The sequence below is a fragment of the Arthrobacter sp. StoSoilB22 genome, from assembly GCF_019977315.1.
Lineage (GTDB): Bacteria > Actinomycetota > Actinomycetes > Actinomycetales > Micrococcaceae > Arthrobacter.
Window position 1 is genome coordinate 1,145,923 of record NZ_AP024652.1, and the last position, 20,991, is coordinate 1,166,913.

Below are 20,991 nucleotides of genomic sequence, written 5' to 3' on the forward strand. Positions count from 1 at the left end.
CGCGCACTTTTAGCGCAAAGTACTTCAGCAAGACCACGACGTCGGCACCCACGCCCGGGTGCCGACGTCGTGGTTTAACGTGTGGTCACCCGGATTGTGACAGGGGCGCTGCCCGGCCAGCTGCCGGCGTTCCTATAGGATTTGTGGCATGGCTGATCCTTCACCGTCCGCTGCCCGCGCTGGCTTCCCCGTCAGTCGCCAAGTGCTGGCGGACCACGTCTACGAGGCACTCCTTGAGTGGCTGATGGATGGTCGGCTGGAGCCAGGTGCAGCGGTGAGTATCGACGGGATGGCCCGGGAACTCGACGTATCGCCCACCCCGGTGCGTGAAGCGTTGGCCCGTTTAGAACATACGGGCATGGTGCGGCGCGTGGCACTAAAGGGGTACCGGGTGGCTCCGGTTTTCACGAGGGAAGACTTCGCTGAACTCATGGAGGCCCGCCTTTCCATTGAGCCGGTCAACGCTCGATTGGCCTGTTCGCGAATGACGCCCGACGGTCTGGATGCGCTGAAACAGGCCGTGGAGGACCTGAAAACTGCTCCCAGGGGTGGGTCGTTCGCCGAATATCGCAGTTACCTTGAAGCAGACGAACGATTCCACCAACTCATTGCTGCGCAGGCCAACAACCAATTTCTGCTGGCGGCCTACAACACGCTAGGCGGCCAGATTCAACGCTTCCGATTGTTTGGGGGAGTGGGCATCACCGACGCTGAGCAAGCGATCGCAGAGCACCAAGCGGTGCTGGACGCCATGACCAGCGGCGACCCTGAGAAGGCAGCCGCGATGATGGTGGATCACGTGGAGAAGGTCCGCGGCCGCGCCATGGCGGACGCGCCGGAGGACTAAGGCCCACCCTTTCGCCGGGGCCGCGCACGCCGCCCCGTTTCCGCCGTGCGCACCTGTTGGCGGCTCCCACCCGTCCGTGCCTCGCGCCCGTTTCCGCCGTGCGCACCTGTTGGTGGTTGGTGTCGCAGCCTTTCGCGCCGGATGCGCCAGAGGTTGCGGGGGCGATCGGCGGGTAGTGGTGCGCGCGGCCGCAGCCAGGAAGTTTCGCGAAAAGGGTTGACAGCTTTGCTCGGTTCGTAAATCCTATAGGAAACAGGATTCCACGAAGGAGTGATCATCATGGCCTACACCGCCGAGAATTGGCCCATCACCGCGGCCCTCCTGCAGTTCCCCGGCACCGATGCTGCGGGTCAACACATTAACGACGCCGATGCTTCCGTTTGGGCGGATGTCCTCCAGGAAGTGAAGGACGCAGGTTTCGCCAACGCTGACCTCACCGACAGCTGGGTCCGTCCGGGTGATCTCAGCAAAGAGCGCCTTGCCGAGTTCAAGCAGACGGCTAACGAAGTGGGCATTGGCGTGCCGGTGATCTCCGCCATTCGACGCAGCGTCATTCACCAAACGGACTGGGCGGACAACCTCGCCTACAGCCACCGCACCATCGACGCTGCTGCGGAGCTGGACTGCGAAGTGGTGTCCTTCGGACTTCACCAAGCCATCACTCCTGAGCAGCAGAAGCAGCTGTGGTTCTGGACCGTGGAGGGGTACAAGGACCCCGTGGGGGACAAGGAGGCGTGGGGGAACGCCGTCTCCCGCATCCGGGAGCTTGGAAAGCACGCCGCAGACGCAGGTGTCCTCATCTCCTTGGAAATGTACGAGGACACCTACCTTGGCACCGCCGACTCCTCCGTCCAGCTGGTCCAGGACATCGGCTTGGACAACGTGGGCCTCAACCCGGACCTGGGTAACCTGATCCGCCTGCACCGCCCCATCGAGGACTGGCGCGAGATGGTGGCAAAGACCCTCCCGTACTCCAACTACTGGCACATGAAGAACTACATCCGGGACGAAGACGTGGCCCGTGACAGCTACATCACCATGCCGGCTCCGATGGAAAGCGGTCTCATCAACTACCGCGAGGCATTCAAATTCGCACTGTCCGTGGGCTTCCAAGGCATCCTCTGCACCGAGCACTACGGCGGCGACGGACTCAGCGTTACGGCAAGCAACCAGGACTACCTCCGCAGGCACGTCCTGCCCAAGACCGAGGGCTATGAGCTCGGCAAGAGCCAGGTAGCCCAGGGGCGCCAAGTACCGGCAACGCAGCTCGCAGGAGTCTAGAAAATGACACAGATTTTCGACAACCCAGCCGATTTTGCCGATGACGCACTGGACGGCTTCGTAGCTGCCAACCGTGGCTACGTCGCCCGAGTTGACGGCGGCGTGGTCCGGTCCACCGAGGTCCCCTCCGGCCAGGTTGCCCTGGTGGTGGGCGGTGGCTCGGGACACTACCCAGCCTTTGCCGGACTGGTTGGCCCAGGCCTGGCAACCGGCTCCGCCTGCGGCAACATGTTCGCCTCCCCGGCGGCCGGCCAGGTTTACCGTGTAGCCAAGGCGGCCAACGCCGGCGGTGGAGTGCTGCTCAGTTACGGCAACTACGCCGGCGACGTGTTGCACTTCGGCCAGGCGCAGCTCCGGCTCAACGCTGAGGGCATCGAAACGCGCACTGTCACCGTCACGGACGACATCGCCAGCGCTCCGATCGAGCAACTCGAGAAGCGCCGCGGCATTGCGGGGGACCTCACCGTTTTCAAGATTGCCGGTGCCGCAGCCGAAGCGGGACTGAACCTTGACGACGTCGAGCGTCTGGCCATCAAGACCAACTACCGGACGCGCTCGCTGGGTGTGGCCTTTGATGGTTGCACGCTCCCGGGCGCCAAGGAACCACTGTTCCATGTGCCGAACGGGCAGATGTCGCTCGGTCTCGGGATCCACGGCGAGCCAGGAATTTCCGAGCACCCCATGCCCACCGCGTCCGAGTTGGCGGATCTGCTGGTCACGAAGCTGCTCAACGACAAGCCGGAGGACGCCGGGGACCGCGTCGTCGCCATCGTCAACGGCCTTGGCACGGTGAAGTACGACGAACTTTTCCTGCTGTTCGGCAAGATCGAGAAGCTCCTCACGGCTGCAGGCCTCACCGTTGTTGAACCCGAGTGCGGCGAGCTGGTGACCAGCCTGGACATGTCCGGGCTCTCGCTGACGCTCCTGTGGCTGGACGAGGAACTCGAGCAGTACTGGGCTGCGCCAGCTGACACCCCGGCGTTCCGCAAGGGCAGCATGGCGCCCCGCTCACTACGCGCCGAGGCAGCAATCGACGACGCCGAAACCGCCGACGTCGAACAGCCCACCCCGGCAGCGGCTGAACTCGGTCGGCAGGCCGTGGCCATCCTCGCCCAGGTGCGCGACGTCGTGGTCGAACATGTTGAGGAACTCGGCAAGCTGGACGCCATTGCCGGCGACGGTGACCACGGCATCGGCATGCGTCGCGGCGTCGATGCTGCCGCAGCCGCCGGCGAGGCTGCGAACGGTTCTTCGGTGGCGAGCATCCTGACAGCAGCGGGGGAAGCCTGGAGCGAGCGGGCCGGCGGAACGTCGGGAGCGCTGTGGGGTTCGGCAGTCATCGCGGCCGGGCAGTCGCTCGGAAACCGCGAAAGCTACACCTCGGAGGACGCGGCCGCCGCCGTAAGCGCCTTCGTCCGCGCCATCACCGAACTCGGCAAAGCCGACCCCGGGGATAAAACCATGGTGGACGCACTCCTGCCGTTCCGGGACACCTTCCTCACAGAGCTCGACGGCGGGACTCCCGTTGACCGGGCCCTGGCGGTTGCCGCTGGGGCAGCCGAAATCGCGGCAACCAAGACGGCTGAACTCCGGCCGCTCAAGGGCCGGGCGCGTCCGCTGGCGGAGAAGAGCCTGGGTCACCCTGACCCGGGTGCTGTGTCCTTTGGCCTGATCGCCGCCAGGATTTCGCAATTTATTGATTCACAACTGGCCACCTCGTCTTCAGCGGCAGCGGCCGGAAACGGAGCACGAGCATGAGCAACAACCAAGGCTGGCGCATCGTCGTCGGCAATGATGAAGCCGGTGTCGAGTACAAGCAGGCGCTCCTTGCCTTGCTTGAAGCGGACCCTCGCGTTGCGTCCGTCACGGACGTCGGTGTTGGCTTCAACGATTCCACCGCCTACCCACACGTCGCCGTCGATGCCGCGCGCAAGGTGGCCGATGGCGAAGCTGACCGGGCATTGTTGATCTGCGGTACGGGACTGGGTGTCGCCATTGCCGCCAACAAGGTTCCCGGAATCCGCGCCGTCACAGCCCACGACAGCTACTCCGTTGAACGGTCCGTCCTCAGCAATAACGCCCAGGTACTGACGCTCGGCCAGCGGGTGATTGGCTTGGAACTGGCCAAAAAGCTCGTAGGGGAGTGGCTGGACCACCACTTCGACCAAACCTCGTCCTCCGCCGCCAAGGTGGACGCCATCTGCTCGTACGAGCCCGACTACACGAAGGCAGTCTGAACATGACCATTTCTGAAGCAACCGAGGGCAACGCCACCAACGCAGCCCGGAAGATCGCCGTCGTCGGCTCCGGCTACATGGGCGGTGGCATCGCCCAGGTGCTGGCGCTCGGCGGAGCGCGCGTTGCGCTGGCCGACGTGTCCGCTGAGGTGGCGCAGAAGAACTACGACCGCCTGCTGGTGGAGTCGGACCAGTTCATCGCGGATGGGCTTTTCCCTGAAGGTGCCACCGAGATCCTGAAGCAGAACCTGTGGGCTGCCAAGGACATTGAGGAAGCTGTCTCGGATGCGGACTTCATTGAGGAATGCGTTCCCGAGGTACTGGACATCAAGCACCAGTCCCTGGCCCGCATCAGCGCTGCAGCCCGCCCGGACGCCGTGATCGGTTCCAACACGTCCACCATCTCCATCGCCGCCCTCGCCGAGGCCGTCACCCATCCGGAGCGCTTCCTCGGCGTGCACTTCTCCAACCCGTCGCCGTTCATTCCCGGCGTGGAGATCATCCCTCACGCTGAGACTTCTGCCGCGACGGTGGCAGCGTCGCGCGAGCTGGTGCACGCTGCCGGCAAGCAGACCGCCGTCGTCAAGGACGTTACCGGTTTCGTGCTGAACCGCCTGCAGTATGCGCTGTTCCACGAGGCAGCGCAGCTGGTGGAGCAGGGAATCGCAACAGCGGACGACGTCGACACCCTGGTGCGTACGACGTTCGGCTTCCGCTTGCCGTTCTTTGGTCCGTTTGCCATCGCGGATATGGCCGGTTTGGACGTGTACAACTTCTGCTACAAGTCGCTGCAGACCGGCTTCCCGGAGCGCTTCGCGACGCCGAAGATCCTCTCGGACCTCGTGGATGCGGGCAAGCTCGGCACCAAGACCGGCTCTGGCTTCCTCAACGTGCCCGCCGAACGCACCCCGGAACTCATCGCCTACCGCAACAAGGCCTACGTCGCCATGCAGAAGCTCATTGAAGAGCTCGGCCCGGCTCCCATCAACTAAGACCTTCAGGAGAAAACACATGACTTTCCCCGCAGAACGCACCGCAATTGTCACCGGCGCCGTTTCCGAACGCGGCATCGGCCGAGCCACCGTCAACTACCTGGCCGCACAGGGCTGGAACATCGGCATCATTGATCTTGATGACGCTGCCTGCAAGATAGCAGCCAAGGAAATCGCCGCGGAATACGGTGTCCAGGCCCACGGCGTTGGCGCCAACGTGGCCAGCGAAGCCGAGGTCCGCGCCGCTATTGATGAACTGGAAGCTGAACTCCCGCAGATCGTCGCCCTGGCTAATGTGGCCGGCGTCAGCTCACCCGTTGGCTACCTGGAACTCGAACCCGCTGAGTGGGACCGCGTCCTGAACATCAACCTCAACGGAGTCCACTACGCCACCCGCCGTGTGGCCGAATCCATGGTCAAGAACCGCATCGGCCGGATCGTGAATATCTCCTCCGTTTCGGCCCAGCGCGGCGGCGGAACGTTCTCCAAAACCCCGTACTCCGTAGCAAAGGCAGGCGTCATTGGATTGACCCGCGCTACGGCACGCGAACTTGGCGAGTACGACATCACCGTCAACGCCATCTCTCCGGGGCCCATCGACACCGACATCATGGGCGGAACGCTGAGCCAGGAACGCAAAGATGAGCTCACTAAGGACCTTGTAGTGAACCGTGTGGGCTCCACCCGGGACATCGCAGCCGCCATCGCCTTCCTCATCAGCGAGGACTCCGGCTACATTTCCGGGCAGACGCTGAATGTGGATGGCGGACTGTACATGCACTAGGCGCCTGGCCATGAAGAGCTGGACGAGAGAACGCAAGATCTACCTTGCCGTGGGCGTCCTCGCCTGCGCAGTGGGCATGGTGCTCATCTTCTTCCCGCGCTGATCGTGCTGATCGCGCTGCACTAGTCATTTCCTGTCACTCAAAGAGGAGTTTCAATGTCTGTTGCCACCAATTCCACCAAGGAGTTGCTGGATACGCCGGTCTTGAAATCGGCGATCTCCAAAGCGTCGCGGCGGCTTATGCCAATGCTCGTCATTTTGTACGTGGTGGCCTTCCTGGACCGCACCAACGTGGGCTTCGCCGAAGCTGCGCTGGAAGTGGACAGGGGCATCACCGCCGGCGCTTACGCGCTGGGTGCCGGTATCTTCTTCATCGGCTACGCACTGTTTGAAATCCCCAGCAACTTGCTGCTGACCAAGTTCGGCGCCAAAGTGTGGTTGGCCCGTATCGCCATCACCTGGGGCATCGTCTCGGCCTGTTTCGCTTTCGTCCAGGGTGAGACGTCCTTCATCATCCTGAGGTTCCTGCTGGGCGTCACCGAGGCCGGACTTTTCCCCGGCGTCATCATGTTCCTGGCAGCCTGGTTCCCCAACAAGGTCCGCGTGAAGATGTTCGCCATCTTCTACCTGGCCCAGCCGTTCTCCCAGATGATGGGCGCACCGTTGTCCGGCTGGCTCATCAACATCGGCGACCAGGTTCCGGGAGTCGCAGGCTGGCAGGTCATGTTCTTCGTTGAGGGTATGCTCGCCGTCCTGGCAGGTATTGCGGCCTACTTCTTCCTCATCAACAGCCCCCAGGAGGCCAAATTCCTGACCAAGGAAGAGAAACGGGCCCTCTCTGATGTTATGGCACTTGAAGACACGGTCAAGGAGGAAACCGGGCCGCGAGGTGTCCTGGCGTCCATGCGCAACGGCCGGGTCTGGTACTTCACCGTCATCTACTTCTGCCTGCAAGTAGCGGTCTACGGCGTCACGTTCTACCTGCCACAGCAGGTGGCGCAGCTGACCGGCCAAAAGGTGGGCATCGCCGTCGGGCTCCTGGCAGCCATCCCGTGGTTCTTCGGCATCTTCGCCTGCTACTTCATTGGCAAAGCAGCCAACACTGTGGCGCGCCGCCGTCGCTGGGGCACCGCGTTGTTCATCTCCACGGGCCTGTGTATCTTCGGTTCCGCCTGGGCTGGTGCCAACCAGATGCCAGCCATCGGCATTATCTTCATCACGCTCGCGGTGTGCAGCTTCCTCTCCACAGGCCCCATCTGCTGGTCATATCCGACGGCGTTCCTCACCGGAACTGCCGCGGCTGCCGGCATCGGTCTGATCAACTCCTTGGGAAACCTGGGCGGGTTCGTCGCCCCGATCCTACGCACCACGGTCAACCAGGTCACTGCCTCGGACACCGGCACCATGGGTGTGTACGCGCTGGGTGTCCTGCCGTTCGTGGCTGCGCTACTGATGTTCGGCACCAAGCGCTTCAGCAACAAGGCTGACGAACTGTTGGGGAAGTAAAGCGTGATGCCGTCTGCTCCTGACAGCGTGTTCATTGGCGTCAGCACCAAGATGTACATGGGCTACGCGCAGAGTTTGGCGTGGTTGGAGCAGTTGGTGGCAGAAGTGGACGCCCGTCCGGCCCTCGCGGCCGGGCGGGTGGTCCCGTTTGTGATCCCGTCGTTCCCGGTGCTGCCCGAGGCGGCGCGCTTGATTGCGGGTACGCCCCTGATTTTGGGCGCCCAGAATTGTGGATGGTCCCATGGCCCGTGGACGGGGGAGGTCTCTCCGAACATGCTCTCGGAGATGGGCGTGGGATGGGTGGAGATCGGCCACGCAGAACGACGCCGCCACTTTGGAGAAGATGAGGCGATGATTGCGCTCAAGGTGAGCGCCGCCGTCGACGCCGGGCTGACGCCGCTGTTGTGCGTGGGGGAGTCGGAAGTCCTGGAACCCGAAGCGGCTGCAGCTGCGGTGTTTCTGCAGATCAAGGCAGCCGTATCGGGGGATTGGTCCGTTGCCTCCCAACTGGTGGTTGCGTACGAACCTGTATGGGCGATAGGGGCTCCTGAGCCTGCCGCGGCCGAGTATGTTTCCCGCGTGGTGGCTGCGCTGCGGGGATCGTTGGGGCAGCACGGCCTTGCAAGGATCCCGATCATTTATGGCGGCTCGGCGAAGCCTGGACTTTTGCCTCAGCTGGATGGGGTGTCCGGGCTTTTCCTCGGTCGCTTCGCCCACGACGCCAGCAACTTCGGCAGAGTCCTGGACGAAGCCCTGAGTTTTTGTACAGCAGATGCCCTTAAAGCGCCTTCTAAAGGGCGTTAGCTGTACAAAAAACTCCGCTGGCAGAGTGCCACGAACCCACCAAGGTTCTCAAGGCCCTCGGGATGCGTTGGCAGGTAGTTGGTCAGCTCGGGCGAACGTACGACGACGGCACGCCACTGACCGCGCGACACCGCCACATTGATCCGATTCCGGGACAGCAGGAATTCCATCCCGCGGGGGACTTCTCCGGCTGCCGAGGCGGCCATGGAAACAATGACGACAGGGGCTTCCTGGCCTTGGAATTTATCCACTGTGCCAACGCGGACCTTGCTTAGTCCGGCGTCCCGGAGATGGTGCTTGATCAGTTGGACCTGGGCGTTGTAAGCGGCAACCACCAGAATGTCGGCCTCACGCAGGGGCCGGCTTCCGATGGGTTGGGGTTGAGCTGACGTGTGGTCCGCCGACGTGGACGGGTTGTGCCACGCCAGGCCGAGGTGGGCCCGGACCTGCCGCACCACCTCCGCTGCTTCCTCGGGTGAGTTCGTCGAGTTGCCGGTGTGCGGAACGTAGACGCAGGAGATACCGGGTGCGGCGCCCTCCAGATGGCGTGCTTTTGCTGCGGATGCGGACTCGAGCAGGTTGTCGTAGGAGAGTTCTGAAACCGCGCTGCAGAGTTCGGGATGCATGCGCCACGATAACGCCAGGAAGTAGCCCAGATGGGGCGGCAAGGTGTTGTAGCCGTCTGACAACCAGCCCAAGGCTGATTCATCTACCGGCTCAGGGTGCTTGCCTTGTGTGACCTGAGGCAGTTGCTGCGGATCGCCCAGAAGCAGAAGTCGTTTGGCTGCGCGGCTTACGGCCATGGTGTTGGCCAGCGAGAACTGCCCTGCTTCATCGATGACCAAAAGATCCAGGGATCCGGCCGGAACCGAACTACCCACCATGGTCCAGGCTGTGCCGCCAATCAAGGCGCCGCCCGGTTTGGACAAGAGTTCTTCCACGTCACCTTTGCCGCATCGGGTCCACGGTACGGGGTCGTCGTGTTTGACTTCCTTGGCCACCCGTCGCGGATCCACTCCGGCCTTATCCACTGCAGCGCAGAGCATGTTCTCCACCACGGCATGCGACTGGGCCACCACGCCCACCTTCCACCCGGCTGTGATGAGCCGTGCCAGGACGTGGGCGCCCACGTGGGTCTTGCCGCTCCCTGGCGGACCTTGGACAGCCAGATAGGAGTGGTCCAGGTCATTGAGGGCTGCGGTGATGGCGTCGATGTACCCGTCGGGGCCAGGCTTCACGGGCGGGAGGGCGTCAAGGCTGCGCAGCTTGGGCGGCCTCCTCCGCACCAGGTCCAGGGCGGGATCCTGCGGCCAATCGGGAAGCGTACCCTTGAGCTTTGTGGCCAAAGCAGCGAGGGCGGCGCGCTGGCCTTTGGTGGCGATGGGTGGATCCGGTGTCAGGGCCATGGGCAAGTGGGTGAAGGCCGTGGAGTCTTTGCGAAGGCCTTCCGTGATGGTGACTGTTTCGAAGTCTTCGAAGTCGCCCGCTTCGGTGACCAAGGTTCCGTTCCAGCCTGCACGGCCCAGCGCGATGGACTCTTTTCCTTGCAGCGATTCCGGCAGCGGTGGGCCGTACATGCGGAAGTACTTCTTGCCGGGTTCCAGCCCTGCGCCGTCCCCGGACCGGCCATAGAGTTTCACTGTCCGCACCGGGTTGCTCCGGGGTGTGGGCTTGGCCCAGTCCTCCAGCAGTTCAGCGTGGTCAACAATGAACAGATCGCGGTCGTCAGGCCACTGCGAGGTCGGTTTTTCCAGGCGGTCGAAGTGACCCCACCAGTGTTGTTTGTCCTCGCGGCGGTGATATCCCACGCCAGCGGCCACGATGCCTATTGCACGCGTATCCGCGGTGCCATTTTCTCCCTCGGACAGCCCGGCAATGTAGTCGAACAGCGCTCTTTCTTCTGGTGCTGCCTCGTACTTCTCCGGTTCGGTATCAGGTGGCGGCGCATCGTCCCCTGCACCACCCGGCTGGATGGAGCGTTCAGCAGCACGGGCAAGGAGCCAGTTGCGAAGTTCCAGCGTCGACAAACAGTCGTACTCGTTGTAGTCACGGATGCCTTCGAGGATCACGGCTGCGTCCTCAGCGTTCCCGTTGTCCCGGGCCGTGCAGTAGTCCGCGTAGGCAACAACGGAGGCCCCGGCGTCCGTTACGTCGCCGGAGCGGAGATGCTGCCCCATGTAGAGCGGTTCGAGTTTCTTGATGCTGTAGGAATTCTCAGAGATCCGGATGCTGTGCCGGACGGTGTCGTAGAGATCTACCAGGACGCCTTGGCGCAGGAGGTCGTCGACGGCGGATTCGCCCACCACATGTGTCAGGGACAGGTTACGCAGGGCCGTTTTCTCGTACGCGGCGTAGTGGTAGATGTGCATACCGGGATACATGGCGCGGCGCTTGGCCACGTACTCAAGGAAGTCCACAAAAGCCTGTCCTTCCTCGGCCCGTGAGTGCGCCCAGAATGGCCTGAACACCGGGTCAGCTCCGGGTTCCACAGGGTTCTCGACCACCCCGAACAGATACTCCAGCCCCCACTTCCCGGTGGCAGGGTCCTGCCAGAGAGGATCACCTTCGAAGTCGAAGAAGATGTCGCCCGGATCAGGAGCGGGCAACCTTCCCAAGGTGTTGTCCGGCAAGACGTTGTAACTGATGGCTTTGGCTTCTCCGGACTTGTCCGTGTACTTGACCGTGCCGTCCGGTGTGCCTGCCCCGGTCTGTAACCGTGCCTGCTCCCGGAGCCTCAGCAACGTGGGGTCGCCCGATTCGGGGAGGTCTGCAAGATGGTCAATGGTGGTGACGCCGGCCTCTATCAGCTTCTTACGGCGGCTGATTCGCATACCGGCCACCATCAGGAGGTCACGGCGTAATTGGACCTGTTCAGCACAGTAATCGCAGCGGCCACAGGCGGAATACCGGGGGTCGCCCCACTCAATGGGCCCGGCTGCTTCACCATGTGCCCGGGTCATATCAAGGAAGCGCTCCCGACGCTCCTTGAAGACGGGAAGGATCTGCGCAAGAGGGTGGTCGCTGTGAACCCGGTTGCCCAGCACCAAGGTGACGGTGGGGTGCGGTGTGATCCCTGCCTGGATGAGTTGATCTCCATAGGCGGCCAACTGCAGGAGGGCCGTAACCTTGGCGTGCCGTGCGAGCTTGGTATCGAAGACCGCGTACTGGCCGCCGGGGCGTTTCACCAGGAAATCGGAACGGCCATGGAATTGACCATCGAAAAACGCTGCCTGAAAGACGACATCCGCGCCTGACCGCAAGGCGTCGATGGATTCCGCATGCTTAGCCGACAGGGTGGCGCGGTCCATCGCCGTGGCGGGGACGACGTCGTAAACGCCCTTCCCGGAAGCCGGATCCCACAGGCCGAACTCAGCCACAAACTCGTCAAGGACCCGATGCTCGTGATCGTCTCCCAGTTTGGCCGTGCGCTCCAACATGGCATCCGTGGCAAAGTCAGGCTTTGGCGTGCGGCCCAGTTTTTCGTCGAGTTTGCGGAGCGCCTGGTACTCACAGGTGGCAGCAATGACGAGGTCGCTGGCTGAGAACACCAGGTCCTTCGGTGCGCCCGCGTGCTCGGGCTCGAGGAAGAACACCGCAACCCACCTACCTCTCCGTGCCGTAAATAAAGTCAGTGCCGTGAATAAACCCTTGCAGCCAAGCTATCAGCGAGCCACGACAAAATAGCTTCGACAAAATAACTCCTGACAAAACAGCTTCCGGCCACTCTAGACTGCACCCATGACTGAAACAGCCCCCGCCCTTGACCCCGCTTTCGAGGCCGCCTACCAAGCAGCGCAAAAAAGCCTCAGCGAGGGCGGCATCCCCATCGGAGCCGCACTGGCCCGTGGCGGGAACGTCATTGCCAGCGGCCACAACGAGCGCGTACAGCACGGCGACCCAATCGCCCACGGTGAGATGTCAGCGCTCAGGGCTGCCGGCCGCCAGAAGACATACCGGGACACCACGCTCTACACCACCTTGGCGCCCTGCGCGATGTGCACGGGAACCATCATCCAATTCAAAATTCCCCGGGTAGTGGTTGGCGAAGCCGAAACGTTCCCCGGTGAATTCGATCTCCTGCGCTCACGCGGGGTGGAGGTGGTGGTGCTGGACGATCCCCGGTGCGTGGACATGATGCGCACTTTCCAAAAGGACCACGCCGAATTGTGGGCTGAAGACATCGCCGAATAGGGACCATAAAGAGCCACTTGATCGGGCGCAAAATCGCCTAGCCACCGGTACCCTCCGAGCGTAGGCTGGCATCATCGGCGTCGGTGCCGAGAGGCCCCGCGTCGATAACCCCAATCGATGAAGGAGGACCCATGAGTGCCGTACGTGAATTCATGACAACCAACGCCCAGTGCATCGAAGAGGACAAAACTCTTCAGGACGCCGCCAGGCTGATGAGGGACATGGACTGCGGTTCACTCCCTATCTGCGGCCATGACGGCAAACTCACCGGCTTCATCACCGACCGCGACATCGTGGTCAAGTGTACGGCTGAAGGCAAGGACGCCAGGGAAGTCCGGGCCGGTGAACTCGCCACCGGCAAGCCTTACTGGGTGGACGCTGACGCCAACGTCGACGAAGCCGTGAGCATGATGGAAGAGCACCAGGTGCGCCGCCTGCCCGTCATCAGTGATCACAAGTTGGTAGGCATCATCAGTCAGGGCGATATTGCCCGGAACCACTACGCAGAACAGCGCCTCGGTGAAATGGTGGAGCACATTTCCGCCAAGGAGCACATGTCCCACTGACCCATGGCACCGATCATCCAAACCCAGCCGCCGCGAGGCATCCCTAGAGAGGAACGCCTCGCGGCCCGTTCCTGCTTGGTCCAACTACAGCACTAACACAGCCGCCCGGATAGTCCCCAAGGATGCGTGTACCGGAAATTGTCGGCCACGTGAGGCAAACTGTCATGGTGACTTCAAATCTCCAACACCAGTCAGCTGCCTCTGCCATCCATGCCCAGATCGCCGAAGAACTCGGCGTCAAGACCTGGCAGGTCAAAGCCGCTGTGGAACTGCTCGACGCCGGATCCACCGTTCCCTTCATCGCCCGCTATCGTAAGGAAGTCACCGGGACGCTCGATGACACCCAACTCCGCGACCTTGAAGAACGCCTCAGATACCTGCGTGAGCTCGAAGAACGACGCACCTCGGTCCTGGAGGCGATTGCCGCCCAAGGCAAGCTGACCCCGGAACTGGAAGCCGCCGTCGTCGGGGCCGATACCAAGGCCCGGTTGGAGGACATTTACCTCCCCTTCAAATCCAAGCGCCGCACCAAGGCCCAGATCGCCCGCGAAGCCGGGCTGGAGCCGCTGGCCGACGTCCTGCTGGCCAACCCGCACCTGGACCCCGCAACCGAAGCCGCCAAATACATGAACGCCGAGCACTCCATTGACGACGCCGCCACGGCGCTCGCAGGGGCCCGCGCCATCCTGGTGGAGCGCGTCGGTCAGGACCCGGACCTGGCTGAGGATCTCCGCGAACGCCTGTGGAAGCAGGGACGCATGGTGTCGCGGGTCAAGAAGGGCATGGAGGCGGAGGGCCAGAAGTTCAAGGACTACTTCGAGTTCACGCAGGTGCCGTCCGGCATGCCGTCGCACCGCGTGCTCGCTTTGCTGCGCGGCGAGAAGGACGGCGTCCTTGAGCTAGATCTCGCCGAAGCAGACCCGGCCGACGACGACGCCCTGGCCGCCGCTCGCGGCCGCTACGAAAACGCTGTGGCCAAGTGCCTTGGGGTCGCCAACCAGGGACGGCCCGCCGATGCCTGGCTGACGCAGACCGCACAGCTGGCCTGGCGGGGCCGCATTCTGGATCGGCTGACCACGGACCTTCGCGGACGCATGTTCGCCGACGCCGAGGACGAAGCCGTTCGAGTTTTCGCCGCCAACCTGCGTGATGTCCTGTTGGCCGCACCTGCCGGCAACCGCGCCACGCTTGGCCTGGACCCCGGACTCCGCACCGGCGTGAAGGTGGCTGTGGTGGACGGTACCGGCAAAGTTGTCACCACGGACACCATCTACCCGCACGCACCCGCGAAGAAGTGGGACGAAGCGTTGGCCACCCTCGGACGCCTCGCCAAGCAGCACAACGTGGAGCTGGTGGCGATCGGAAACGGAACGGCCTCCCGCGAAACGGACAAGCTCGCCACCGAACTCATCAAGTCCCTCGAAGCTGCCGGCTCCAAGGGCATCCAGAAGCTGGTGGTGTCCGAGGCTGGAGCGTCGGTGTACTCCGCGTCCGCACTGGCCGCTTCTGAGCTTCCGGGAATGGATGTATCGCTGCGTGGCGCTGTGTCCATCGCGCGTCGCCTGCAGGACCCCTTGGCGGAGCTGGTCAAGATCGAGCCCAAGTCCATCGGCGTAGGTCAGTACCAGCACGACGTCACTGCCGCGAAGCTCGACCGCTCACTGGATGCCGTAGTGGAGGACTGCGTGAACGCCGTGGGCGTGGACGTGAACACAGCATCGCCGGCGCTGCTTTCCCGTGTGGCCGGCGTCGGGCCGCTGCTGAGTGAGAACATCGTGGCTTACAGGAACGAGAATGGGCCGTTTGCGAAGCGCAGCGACCTCAAGAAGGTTCCCCGCCTGGGTGCCAAGGCGTTTGAACAGTGCGCAGGCTTCCTCCGGATCACCGGGGGAGCGGAGCCACTGGATGCCTCCAGCGTGCACCCGGAAGCATATTCGGTGGCCCGGAAGATCCTGGTCGCAGCCGGTGGCGGTCCGGCCACGGCGTTGGATCCGCAGGCTTTCGTTGACGGCACGTTCGGCCTGCCCACGGTCAAGGACATCATGTCCGAACTGGAGAAGCCCGGCCGCGACCCCCGTCCTGCGTTCAAGGCGGCGTCGTTCTCCGAGGGCATCGAGAAGATCTCCGACCTCAAACCCGGCATGATCCTGGAAGGCACAGTTACCAACGTTGCCGCTTTTGGTGCGTTCGTTGACGTCGGAGTGCACCAGGACGGGCTGGTCCACGTGTCGGCACTATCCAACAAGTTCGTCTCGGATCCGCGCGAGATCGTGAAATCCGGCCAAGTGGTACGGGTCAAAGTGTTGGAAGCCGACCCCGAACGCAAGCGCATCTCCCTGACGTTGAGGCTCGACGACGAACCCGGCACAGCCGGCGGCCGCACCTCGGGTGGGCGTGCTTCAGGCGGGCGTGCTCCGGGCAACCAGGGTGCTGCTGGTCAGCGTGGCGGCGGCCAATCGGGTCAGCCGGGTCAGCGTTCAGGTCAATCAGGCCAGGGTTCGCCGCGACAGGGGCAGGGTCAGGGCGATCGGCGCCAAGGAGGCGCGCGGCAAAGTAATCAGCAGGCGGCTCCTGCCAACACAGCCATGGCGGAAGCGCTGCGAAGGGCCGGGCTCGGCAAGTAACCCCTACAAACCGGCGGTCCTGGCTTCCCACACGTCTGCATCCGAGGGCTGGAGAGCTGTGGGAAGCCAGCGCCCGATCCGCGCGAAGGCCTCTCGCCGGATTGGTTCCGGTGAGAGGAAGATGTCGTGGAGCGCGTTGGGGAGCCGGCTCACCGTTACGGTGTCGGCCAAGGACAACGAGCGGTGAGCCACGGCATCCACGTTGAGTGCGACGTCAGCCGTGAGAGCGTCGGCAGACCATTTTGGCTGGAGGTAGCTCTTGTCCGAGAGCAGCACGAGTACCGGAACGTCGATCCCCAAACCGGCCGCAACAGTGGCCTGGCCGCGGAACACGGCGTCGAGGAATGCCGGAGTGATGGGAAAGCCCCGGTCGGGCCGCCACTGGAGGTTGTAGTCCCACTCACCGTCAAGGGTGGCTGATACGGCCCGGGTGTAGATGCCCGGATCCACTGGGGGCAACGGTGTCAGGGGGTGGAGCCGGGCGCGCAGTCCCACCAGCGGGGCGATCGCGCGTCTACCGAGCTCGGTGGCTTGAAATTCCAGCCACGGGCTGTTGAGGATCAGTGCAGAAGCCACGCCAGGATGACGGGCAGCCCACAGACTGAGGGTGAGCCCACCGGTGGAATGGCCCAACAGGATGAGTGGTCGGTCATGGCCAGGGACGTCGGAGCGGCCCATGGCGGTCAGCGCTGCGGCGATGTCGGCGTCATAAGCGGACAGGTTGGTGACGAAACCCGGAACCATCCCGGGACGCAGGCTGCGCCCGTAGTTGTGAAGGTCCAGGGCGTGGAAGCGCGCGCCGGTTCGGTGCCAGAACTCGGCTACGTGCTTTTGGAAGAAGTAGTCGGACCAGCCGTGGACGTACAGGACGTCGGCATCGATTCCTGCGGGGTCCGGAACGCCGTCCAAGTCCTCCGGCCACTCGGGGCCTGTGCCGAGGTACCTCACCAGGGTGGCTTCAGCACCGCCGTCGAGTTCTAACGTTTGCTGCTCAAAGCCTTCGCCAAGAATGTCCGGGATCCACTGCTGGGTCACGCGTCTTTTTCCTTCTGCCACGGCCAGCGGCCCGTAATTTCCAGCTCCAGCGAGAAACTGAGGAACGTCCGGATCAGCACAATGATGGCCAGCACCCCGACGCTCTCAAAAGTAGGAGTGACGGCCACGGTTCTGATGATGTCGGCGGCCACCAGGAGCTCGAGCCCCAACAGGATGGACCTGCCCAACAGTTGCCGGTAGGAGCGGTACGGGGAGAAGGGTGCCAGGCCGCGGGCCCGCTTTGGCTGGTATCCCCGGAGGGCCATGGGGATGGACACCACGGCACCTATCACCATCACCGCCACCCCGGCGACGTCCATGTACCGGCCGACTTCTTCGATGACGTGCTGGAAATCCATGGCCCTCCCCGGTTAGGTGCGTGCCCTTACCGTCTCACAGAGCGGGCGCCGCATGCAGCAAACAAACGACGGCGGCAGCCAGGTTCCGTGGATACAGAACCCGGCTGCCGCCGTCGTATGCTGGTGAAAAGTACCGCTACTGCGCAGGCGCAGGCGCCGGGACCGGGAAGAAGACCCGGGGATCCTGAAGCAGTGCGGGGTAGTCGAAGTCGGTGCGCTTGATCACGTTGGTGACCTCGAAGTTGCGTGCGAAGCGGCCATCAACAGTGATGGGGCGGCCCTGAATCAGACCAACAGCGAAGATTTGGCCATCGTCAAAAGGCACAGCGAGTTCGGTCTTGCCAGGCAGGGTGTTGAAGGCCTGCTCCTGTGCCTGTCGCTTGCGTGTGGGCTTCTTTTCTTTCTGCACCACCGGGCGCTTCTTGGGTCCACCCACTTGTCGGCGGGACTTCTCCTCGGCGTACACAAACTGGTACTCGTCGGGGTCTGCCGGGGCCGCGGCACGTGCTTTGCCATGCGGCGGCATGGCTACGGTGGTGAGCTGCTCCGGGCGGAGGTCTTCAACGTTGGCGCGCAGGATCAACAGGCGATCCTCTTCCGGGTCTTCCGGGTGGAACTCGTGCTTGGGTTCCGGCCACACATACTCAAGCTTTTCCTCAGTGCCGGGAAAGAGCTGGGAGTAGTGCTTGGGATCCTTGGTGATCAGCTTGGAGCGGTGGCTGAGGTGCAGGTCCTCGTGTCCAAGCCATGGCGGCATGATGATCCTGGAAGCGTAATCCGGGTGGGCAGCCTGAGGCGCGAACTCCGTGATGTTGGTGCGGGTGTTGTCCGGGTGCCCACGCGCAATCCACTCATCAGCCATGGCCAGGCCGTACATGGTGAGCGCCGGGACGTGGCCCATCCACATGCGCACGGCGGGGTGGGACTGCCAACCGTACTCCGGGATCACCAACGCGCGGAGAACCTGGAGGGCTTCGACGCGCTGTTTGCCGAGCCTTGAAGTGTCGAGCGCCGCGGCACTCTCACGGAAATCGGCGAAAGGGAGGAAAGTCTGCATCCTTTCAGTTTGAGGGTGCCGGGCTTGAGAACCAAGTTGAGTGCTCCGGGACACGTGCATGTGTTGGGGCCTAGAGTTGTCAGGTGGAAACTTTTGGCGAGAAAACTACACCCACGGCGCCCCCGGTTGCCGAACTGCACCTGCACATTGAAGGGACTCTCCAGCCAGAGCTGATCTTTGCCCTAGCCGAACGAAACGGCATTGACCTGCCGTACCAAGACATTGAGGAACTCCGGGAAAAGTACCAGTTCACTGACCTGCAATCTTTCCTGGACCTCTACTACGCCAATATGGCCGTCCTGCAGACCGAGCAGGATTTCACCGACATGACTCGTGCTTATCTGAAGCGGGCCGCCGCCGGGGGCGTGCGTCACGCGGAAATCATGATGGATCCCCAGGCACACACTTCCCGGGGTGTGGCGCTTGAAACCTGTGTCAACGGCGTAGCCAACGCCCTGGCTACCTCCGAGGAAGACTTCGGCATCTCCACCCTCCTCATCGCGGCATTCCTGCGCGACATGTCCGAGGATTCGGCGCTCGAAGTTCTGGACCAGCTCCAGGCGATGCACGCACCGATCGCAGGCATCGGCCTGGACTCCGCAGAGGTGGGCAATCCGCCGTCGAAATTTGAGCGACTGTACCAGCGCGCCGGCGAGGCGGGCTTGCGACGGATCGCGCACGCGGGCGAGGAAGGACCGGCGTCCTACATCACCGAGGCCTTGGATGTCCTTCACGTCGAGCGGATCGATCACGGCATCCGGTGCATGGAAGACACCGACGTAGTGCAGCGGCTCGTCGCTGAACAGGTTCCCCTCACGGTCTGCCCCCTGTCCAACGTCAGGCTTCGCGCAGTGGATAAGCTGGCCGACCATCCTTTGCCCGAAATGCTGGCGATCGGCCTAAACGTTTCCGTGAATTCTGACGACCCCGCTTACTTTGGTGGTTACGTGGACGAGAACTTCGAGCAACTGGTGAAGGTACTGGAGTTCTCAGTTCCCGAACAAGCCACCTTGGCAGCGAACTCCATCCGCTCCTCCTTCGCCAGCGACGCCCGGAAAGCGGTGCTGCTGGACGAGGTCACGGAGTGGGTCAAGGCGTCCGTCTCGGCGGCCTAAAGCACAGCAGCCGAGACCCGCACATCACTTGCGGCGTCCGGCATGTCACACTCAGTCACGACACACGGTGTTTACCTTCCGCAGTCGCGGGAATTAACAATTCATTGGCAAACTTCTATGGAGTATCCACCGTTGAAGGAGAAGCATGGGCGCGAATACCGCCGAAAACACCAACCTTCGTCTGAAGGCCGTACTGGACATCCTCGCTGAAAGCGTGTGGTCCGGTGCAACGCTGAACGCCGGCGAGGTGCTGGCCGAGGCGATCGTCCGGGTACCTTTCAATGACCACGAGGCTGAGCTTCTCAGTGGCGGCATCCCCCGCGGACACAAGACCTTGACGTCGGCTTCGGCCAAACTGGTGAAGGCCGGTTGGTTGGTCAAGGGCCGTTCCGGCTGGACCATTCCGGAAGATGGTCTGCGTGCCACGGTCGCCTTCGCGGATGCCGAGGCATTTGGTGCAGCGCTCGACGCCGGAACTCCGGTTCCTGCCGACGTCGCCGTACCGACGGCCCCGCCCGTGAAGCCACAGGCCAAGAAGGCGGCGGCGACCAAGCGGGCCGCTGCGAAGAAGCTCACTGCGCCTAAAGTGGCAGCGGCCGATGTAGCTGAGCCGAAGGTCGCTGCGGCCAAGGTCTCCGCGCCGAGGGCCAAAGCTGCAACAGCCAAGGCTTCCTCCGCGGCGGCTGAACCCGCCGCTAAGAAGTCCCCCCGTAAGGCGACGGCCAAGACGAAGGCGGCCTCCGCCGTCGAGACCCTGCCGCAGCCGGACGCTGTGGCGATCGCGGGCGACTTCAACAAGATCCTTGGAGCACCCGAGGATTGGGCACCGCAGTACGACGAAGCCCAGATGGAGTTCAACCCCATCGTCCAGCTGTGGACGCTCACGGCTGAACTGCCTGCCGGTTTCTACACCTACAAGATCGCGCTGAACCGTTCGTGGGACGAGAATTATGGTGCGTTCGGTGCCCGGGACGGCGCCAACCACGAGTTGAACCACGACGGCGGCCCCGTCACCATCACGTACAGCCACGCCACGCGGGACATCGTGATCGGCTAGTTCGTTCGAGGCACGAAACCCGCCCTTGTTCGCTCGCCTCTCCGTTCGACGGGGAGTGGGACGGACGAGGGCGGGTCTGCTTAAGGTGGTTCCATGACTGACGAAACCGTTCGCCTGACAGCCCGTATCACCGGCGTGGTGCAAGGGGTGGGATTCCGCTACTGGACAGCCCGGAAAGCCGAAGAGCTCCTGTTGACCGGCACAGTCCGAAACGACCACGACGGCTCAGTGCAATTAGTGGCCGAAGGGGAAATCGGGAACGTCAGCGACTTCACGGACTGGCTTCACTCGTCGCGCGTCCCGGGCCAGGTGGCGGACGTTGACTTCCAGGTTTCCGAGGCCACCGGGGCGTTCGACGACTTCCGGATTATCGATTAGCGCTTGAGCCGCTGCTAAGCCCCGGGCGATGCGGTGGTTATCCCTGATTCGGTGGCCGCCAGAAGTAATCCGTGATCGTAGGCGACCAAGCTGTCGGTTTGCAGTCGAATGGCTGTTGCTAGGTGAATAGCATCCGCACTTCTCAGCTGTCCCGGAAG

At 63.1% G+C, this 20,991-nt stretch carries 18 protein-coding genes; 14 read left to right on the forward strand and 4 right to left on the reverse strand.

All coding sequences use genetic code 11. From position 1 onward, the window contains the following. Positions 1-148 precede the first annotated feature (148 nt). The 8 genes from LDN70_RS05565 to LDN70_RS05600 all read left to right on the forward strand — a co-directional run bounded on the left by LDN70_RS05565 (position 149) and on the right by LDN70_RS05600 (position 8,451). The gene (locus LDN70_RS05565) at positions 149-847 is read left to right on the forward strand and encodes a GntR family transcriptional regulator (protein WP_142940027.1); all 699 of its coding nucleotides are present in this window, start codon (positions 149-151) and stop codon (positions 845-847) included. Between the two features lie 279 nt (positions 848-1,126). Then, positions 1,127-2,128 (forward strand): sugar phosphate isomerase/epimerase family protein, encoded by a 1,002-nt coding sequence (locus tag LDN70_RS05570; RefSeq protein ID WP_223941994.1) that lies wholly within the window; start codon positions 1,127-1,129, stop codon positions 2,126-2,128. 3 nt (positions 2,129-2,131) lie between these two features. Further along, positions 2,132-3,886 (forward strand): dihydroxyacetone kinase family protein, encoded by a 1,755-nt coding sequence (locus LDN70_RS05575; protein ID WP_223941995.1) that lies wholly within the window; start codon positions 2,132-2,134, stop codon positions 3,884-3,886. Next, complete coding sequence (locus LDN70_RS05580; protein ID WP_223941996.1) at positions 3,883-4,365, forward strand: ribose-5-phosphate isomerase; 483 nt, start codon at positions 3,883-3,885, stop codon at positions 4,363-4,365. Before LDN70_RS05575 ends, LDN70_RS05580 begins: the two co-directional genes overlap by 4 nt. Positions 4,366-4,367: 2 nt before the next feature. Beyond that, positions 4,368-5,357 (forward strand): 3-hydroxyacyl-CoA dehydrogenase family protein, encoded by a 990-nt coding sequence (locus LDN70_RS05585; RefSeq protein WP_142940023.1) that lies wholly within the window; start codon positions 4,368-4,370, stop codon positions 5,355-5,357. Between the two features lie 19 nt (positions 5,358-5,376). Then, positions 5,377-6,141 carry an SDR family NAD(P)-dependent oxidoreductase gene (locus tag LDN70_RS05590; protein WP_017197721.1) on the forward strand — a complete coding sequence of 255 codons (765 nt, stop codon included), beginning with the start codon at positions 5,377-5,379 and terminating at the stop codon, positions 6,139-6,141. A gap of 156 nt (positions 6,142-6,297) precedes the next feature. Continuing rightward, on the forward strand, positions 6,298-7,647 hold the full coding sequence (locus LDN70_RS05595) for an MFS transporter (RefSeq protein WP_166841551.1): 1,350 nt from the start codon (positions 6,298-6,300) through the stop codon (positions 7,645-7,647). Between the two features lie 6 nt (positions 7,648-7,653). After that, positions 7,654-8,451, forward strand: a complete 798-nt coding sequence (locus tag LDN70_RS05600) for a triose-phosphate isomerase family protein (protein WP_223941997.1) — start codon at positions 7,654-7,656, stop codon at positions 8,449-8,451. On the opposite strand, the gene LDN70_RS05605 is transcribed toward LDN70_RS05600, so the two are convergent. Then, complete coding sequence (locus LDN70_RS05605; protein WP_223941998.1) at positions 8,448-12,044, reverse strand: TM0106 family RecB-like putative nuclease; 3,597 nt, start codon at positions 12,042-12,044, stop codon at positions 8,448-8,450. The two genes, LDN70_RS05600 and LDN70_RS05605, sit on opposite strands and share 4 nt — an antisense overlap. Positions 12,045-12,189: 145 nt before the next feature. Here LDN70_RS05605 and LDN70_RS05610 point away from each other — a divergent pair, with 145 nt between their 5' ends. The 3 genes from LDN70_RS05610 to LDN70_RS05620 all read left to right on the forward strand — a co-directional run bounded on the left by LDN70_RS05610 (position 12,190) and on the right by LDN70_RS05620 (position 15,832). Further along, on the forward strand, positions 12,190-12,642 hold the full coding sequence (locus tag LDN70_RS05610) for a nucleoside deaminase (RefSeq protein ID WP_142940019.1): 453 nt from the start codon (positions 12,190-12,192) through the stop codon (positions 12,640-12,642). A 131-nt stretch (positions 12,643-12,773) separates the two neighbouring features. Next, positions 12,774-13,208, forward strand: coding sequence for a CBS domain-containing protein (locus tag LDN70_RS05615; protein ID WP_223941999.1), 435 nt, complete (start codon positions 12,774-12,776; stop codon positions 13,206-13,208). 164 nt (positions 13,209-13,372) lie between these two features. Further along, positions 13,373-15,832 carry a Tex family protein gene (locus LDN70_RS05620; RefSeq protein ID WP_223942000.1) on the forward strand — a complete coding sequence of 820 codons (2,460 nt, stop codon included), beginning with the start codon at positions 13,373-13,375 and terminating at the stop codon, positions 15,830-15,832. Between the two features lie 3 nt (positions 15,833-15,835). On the opposite strand, the gene LDN70_RS05625 is transcribed toward LDN70_RS05620, so the two are convergent. The 3 genes from LDN70_RS05625 to LDN70_RS05635 form a co-directional block, all read right to left on the reverse strand. Next, a complete protein-coding gene (locus LDN70_RS05625; RefSeq protein WP_223942001.1) occupies positions 15,836-16,867 on the reverse strand; it encodes an alpha/beta hydrolase in 1,032 nt (343 codons plus the stop codon). Beyond that, complete coding sequence (locus LDN70_RS05630; RefSeq protein ID WP_142940015.1) at positions 16,864-17,226, reverse strand: DUF1622 domain-containing protein; 363 nt, start codon at positions 17,224-17,226, stop codon at positions 16,864-16,866. Before LDN70_RS05630 ends, LDN70_RS05625 begins: the two co-directional genes overlap by 4 nt. Positions 17,227-17,362: 136 nt before the next feature. Beyond that, positions 17,363-18,283 (reverse strand): MSMEG_6728 family protein, encoded by a 921-nt coding sequence (locus LDN70_RS05635; protein WP_223942002.1) that lies wholly within the window; start codon positions 18,281-18,283, stop codon positions 17,363-17,365. A gap of 83 nt (positions 18,284-18,366) precedes the next feature. Here LDN70_RS05635 and LDN70_RS05640 point away from each other — a divergent pair, with 83 nt between their 5' ends. From LDN70_RS05640 to LDN70_RS05650, 3 genes are all read left to right on the forward strand, one after another. Continuing rightward, complete coding sequence (locus LDN70_RS05640; RefSeq protein ID WP_223942003.1) at positions 18,367-19,398, forward strand: adenosine deaminase; 1,032 nt, start codon at positions 18,367-18,369, stop codon at positions 19,396-19,398. 145 nt (positions 19,399-19,543) lie between these two features. Further along, positions 19,544-20,455 carry a pullulanase X25 domain-containing protein gene (locus LDN70_RS05645; protein WP_223942004.1) on the forward strand — a complete coding sequence of 304 codons (912 nt, stop codon included), beginning with the start codon at positions 19,544-19,546 and terminating at the stop codon, positions 20,453-20,455. A gap of 93 nt (positions 20,456-20,548) precedes the next feature. Continuing rightward, a complete protein-coding gene (locus tag LDN70_RS05650; RefSeq protein ID WP_223942005.1) occupies positions 20,549-20,833 on the forward strand; it encodes an acylphosphatase in 285 nt (94 codons plus the stop codon). Positions 20,834-20,991 lie beyond the last annotated feature (158 nt).

Excerpts from the sequence above, each read along its gene's own strand:
- LDN70_RS05585 (WP_142940023.1), top strand. The coding sequence starts at position 4,368 with ATGACCATTTCTGAAGCAACCGAGGGCAACGCCACCAACGCAGCCCGG.
- LDN70_RS05635 (WP_223942002.1), bottom strand. The coding sequence starts at position 18,283 with ATGCAGACTTTCCTCCCTTTCGCCGATTTCCGTGAGAGTGCCGCGGCG.
- LDN70_RS05580 (WP_223941996.1), top strand. The coding sequence starts at position 3,883 with ATGAGCAACAACCAAGGCTGGCGCATCGTCGTCGGCAATGATGAAGCC.
- LDN70_RS05600 (WP_223941997.1), top strand. The coding sequence starts at position 7,654 with ATGCCGTCTGCTCCTGACAGCGTGTTCATTGGCGTCAGCACCAAGATG.
- LDN70_RS05590 (WP_017197721.1), top strand. The coding sequence starts at position 5,377 with ATGACTTTCCCCGCAGAACGCACCGCAATTGTCACCGGCGCCGTTTCC.
- LDN70_RS05595 (WP_166841551.1), top strand. The coding sequence starts at position 6,298 with ATGTCTGTTGCCACCAATTCCACCAAGGAGTTGCTGGATACGCCGGTC.
- LDN70_RS05575 (WP_223941995.1), top strand. The coding sequence starts at position 2,132 with ATGACACAGATTTTCGACAACCCAGCCGATTTTGCCGATGACGCACTG.
- LDN70_RS05645 (WP_223942004.1), top strand. The coding sequence starts at position 19,544 with ATGGGCGCGAATACCGCCGAAAACACCAACCTTCGTCTGAAGGCCGTA.
- LDN70_RS05565 (WP_142940027.1), top strand. The coding sequence starts at position 149 with ATGGCTGATCCTTCACCGTCCGCTGCCCGCGCTGGCTTCCCCGTCAGT.
- LDN70_RS05630 (WP_142940015.1), bottom strand. The coding sequence starts at position 17,226 with ATGGATTTCCAGCACGTCATCGAAGAAGTCGGCCGGTACATGGACGTC.
- LDN70_RS05610 (WP_142940019.1), top strand. The coding sequence starts at position 12,190 with ATGACTGAAACAGCCCCCGCCCTTGACCCCGCTTTCGAGGCCGCCTAC.
- LDN70_RS05570 (WP_223941994.1), top strand. The coding sequence starts at position 1,127 with ATGGCCTACACCGCCGAGAATTGGCCCATCACCGCGGCCCTCCTGCAG.
- LDN70_RS05620 (WP_223942000.1), top strand. The coding sequence starts at position 13,373 with ATGGTGACTTCAAATCTCCAACACCAGTCAGCTGCCTCTGCCATCCAT.
- LDN70_RS05615 (WP_223941999.1), top strand. The coding sequence starts at position 12,774 with ATGAGTGCCGTACGTGAATTCATGACAACCAACGCCCAGTGCATCGAA.
- LDN70_RS05650 (WP_223942005.1), top strand. The coding sequence starts at position 20,549 with ATGACTGACGAAACCGTTCGCCTGACAGCCCGTATCACCGGCGTGGTG.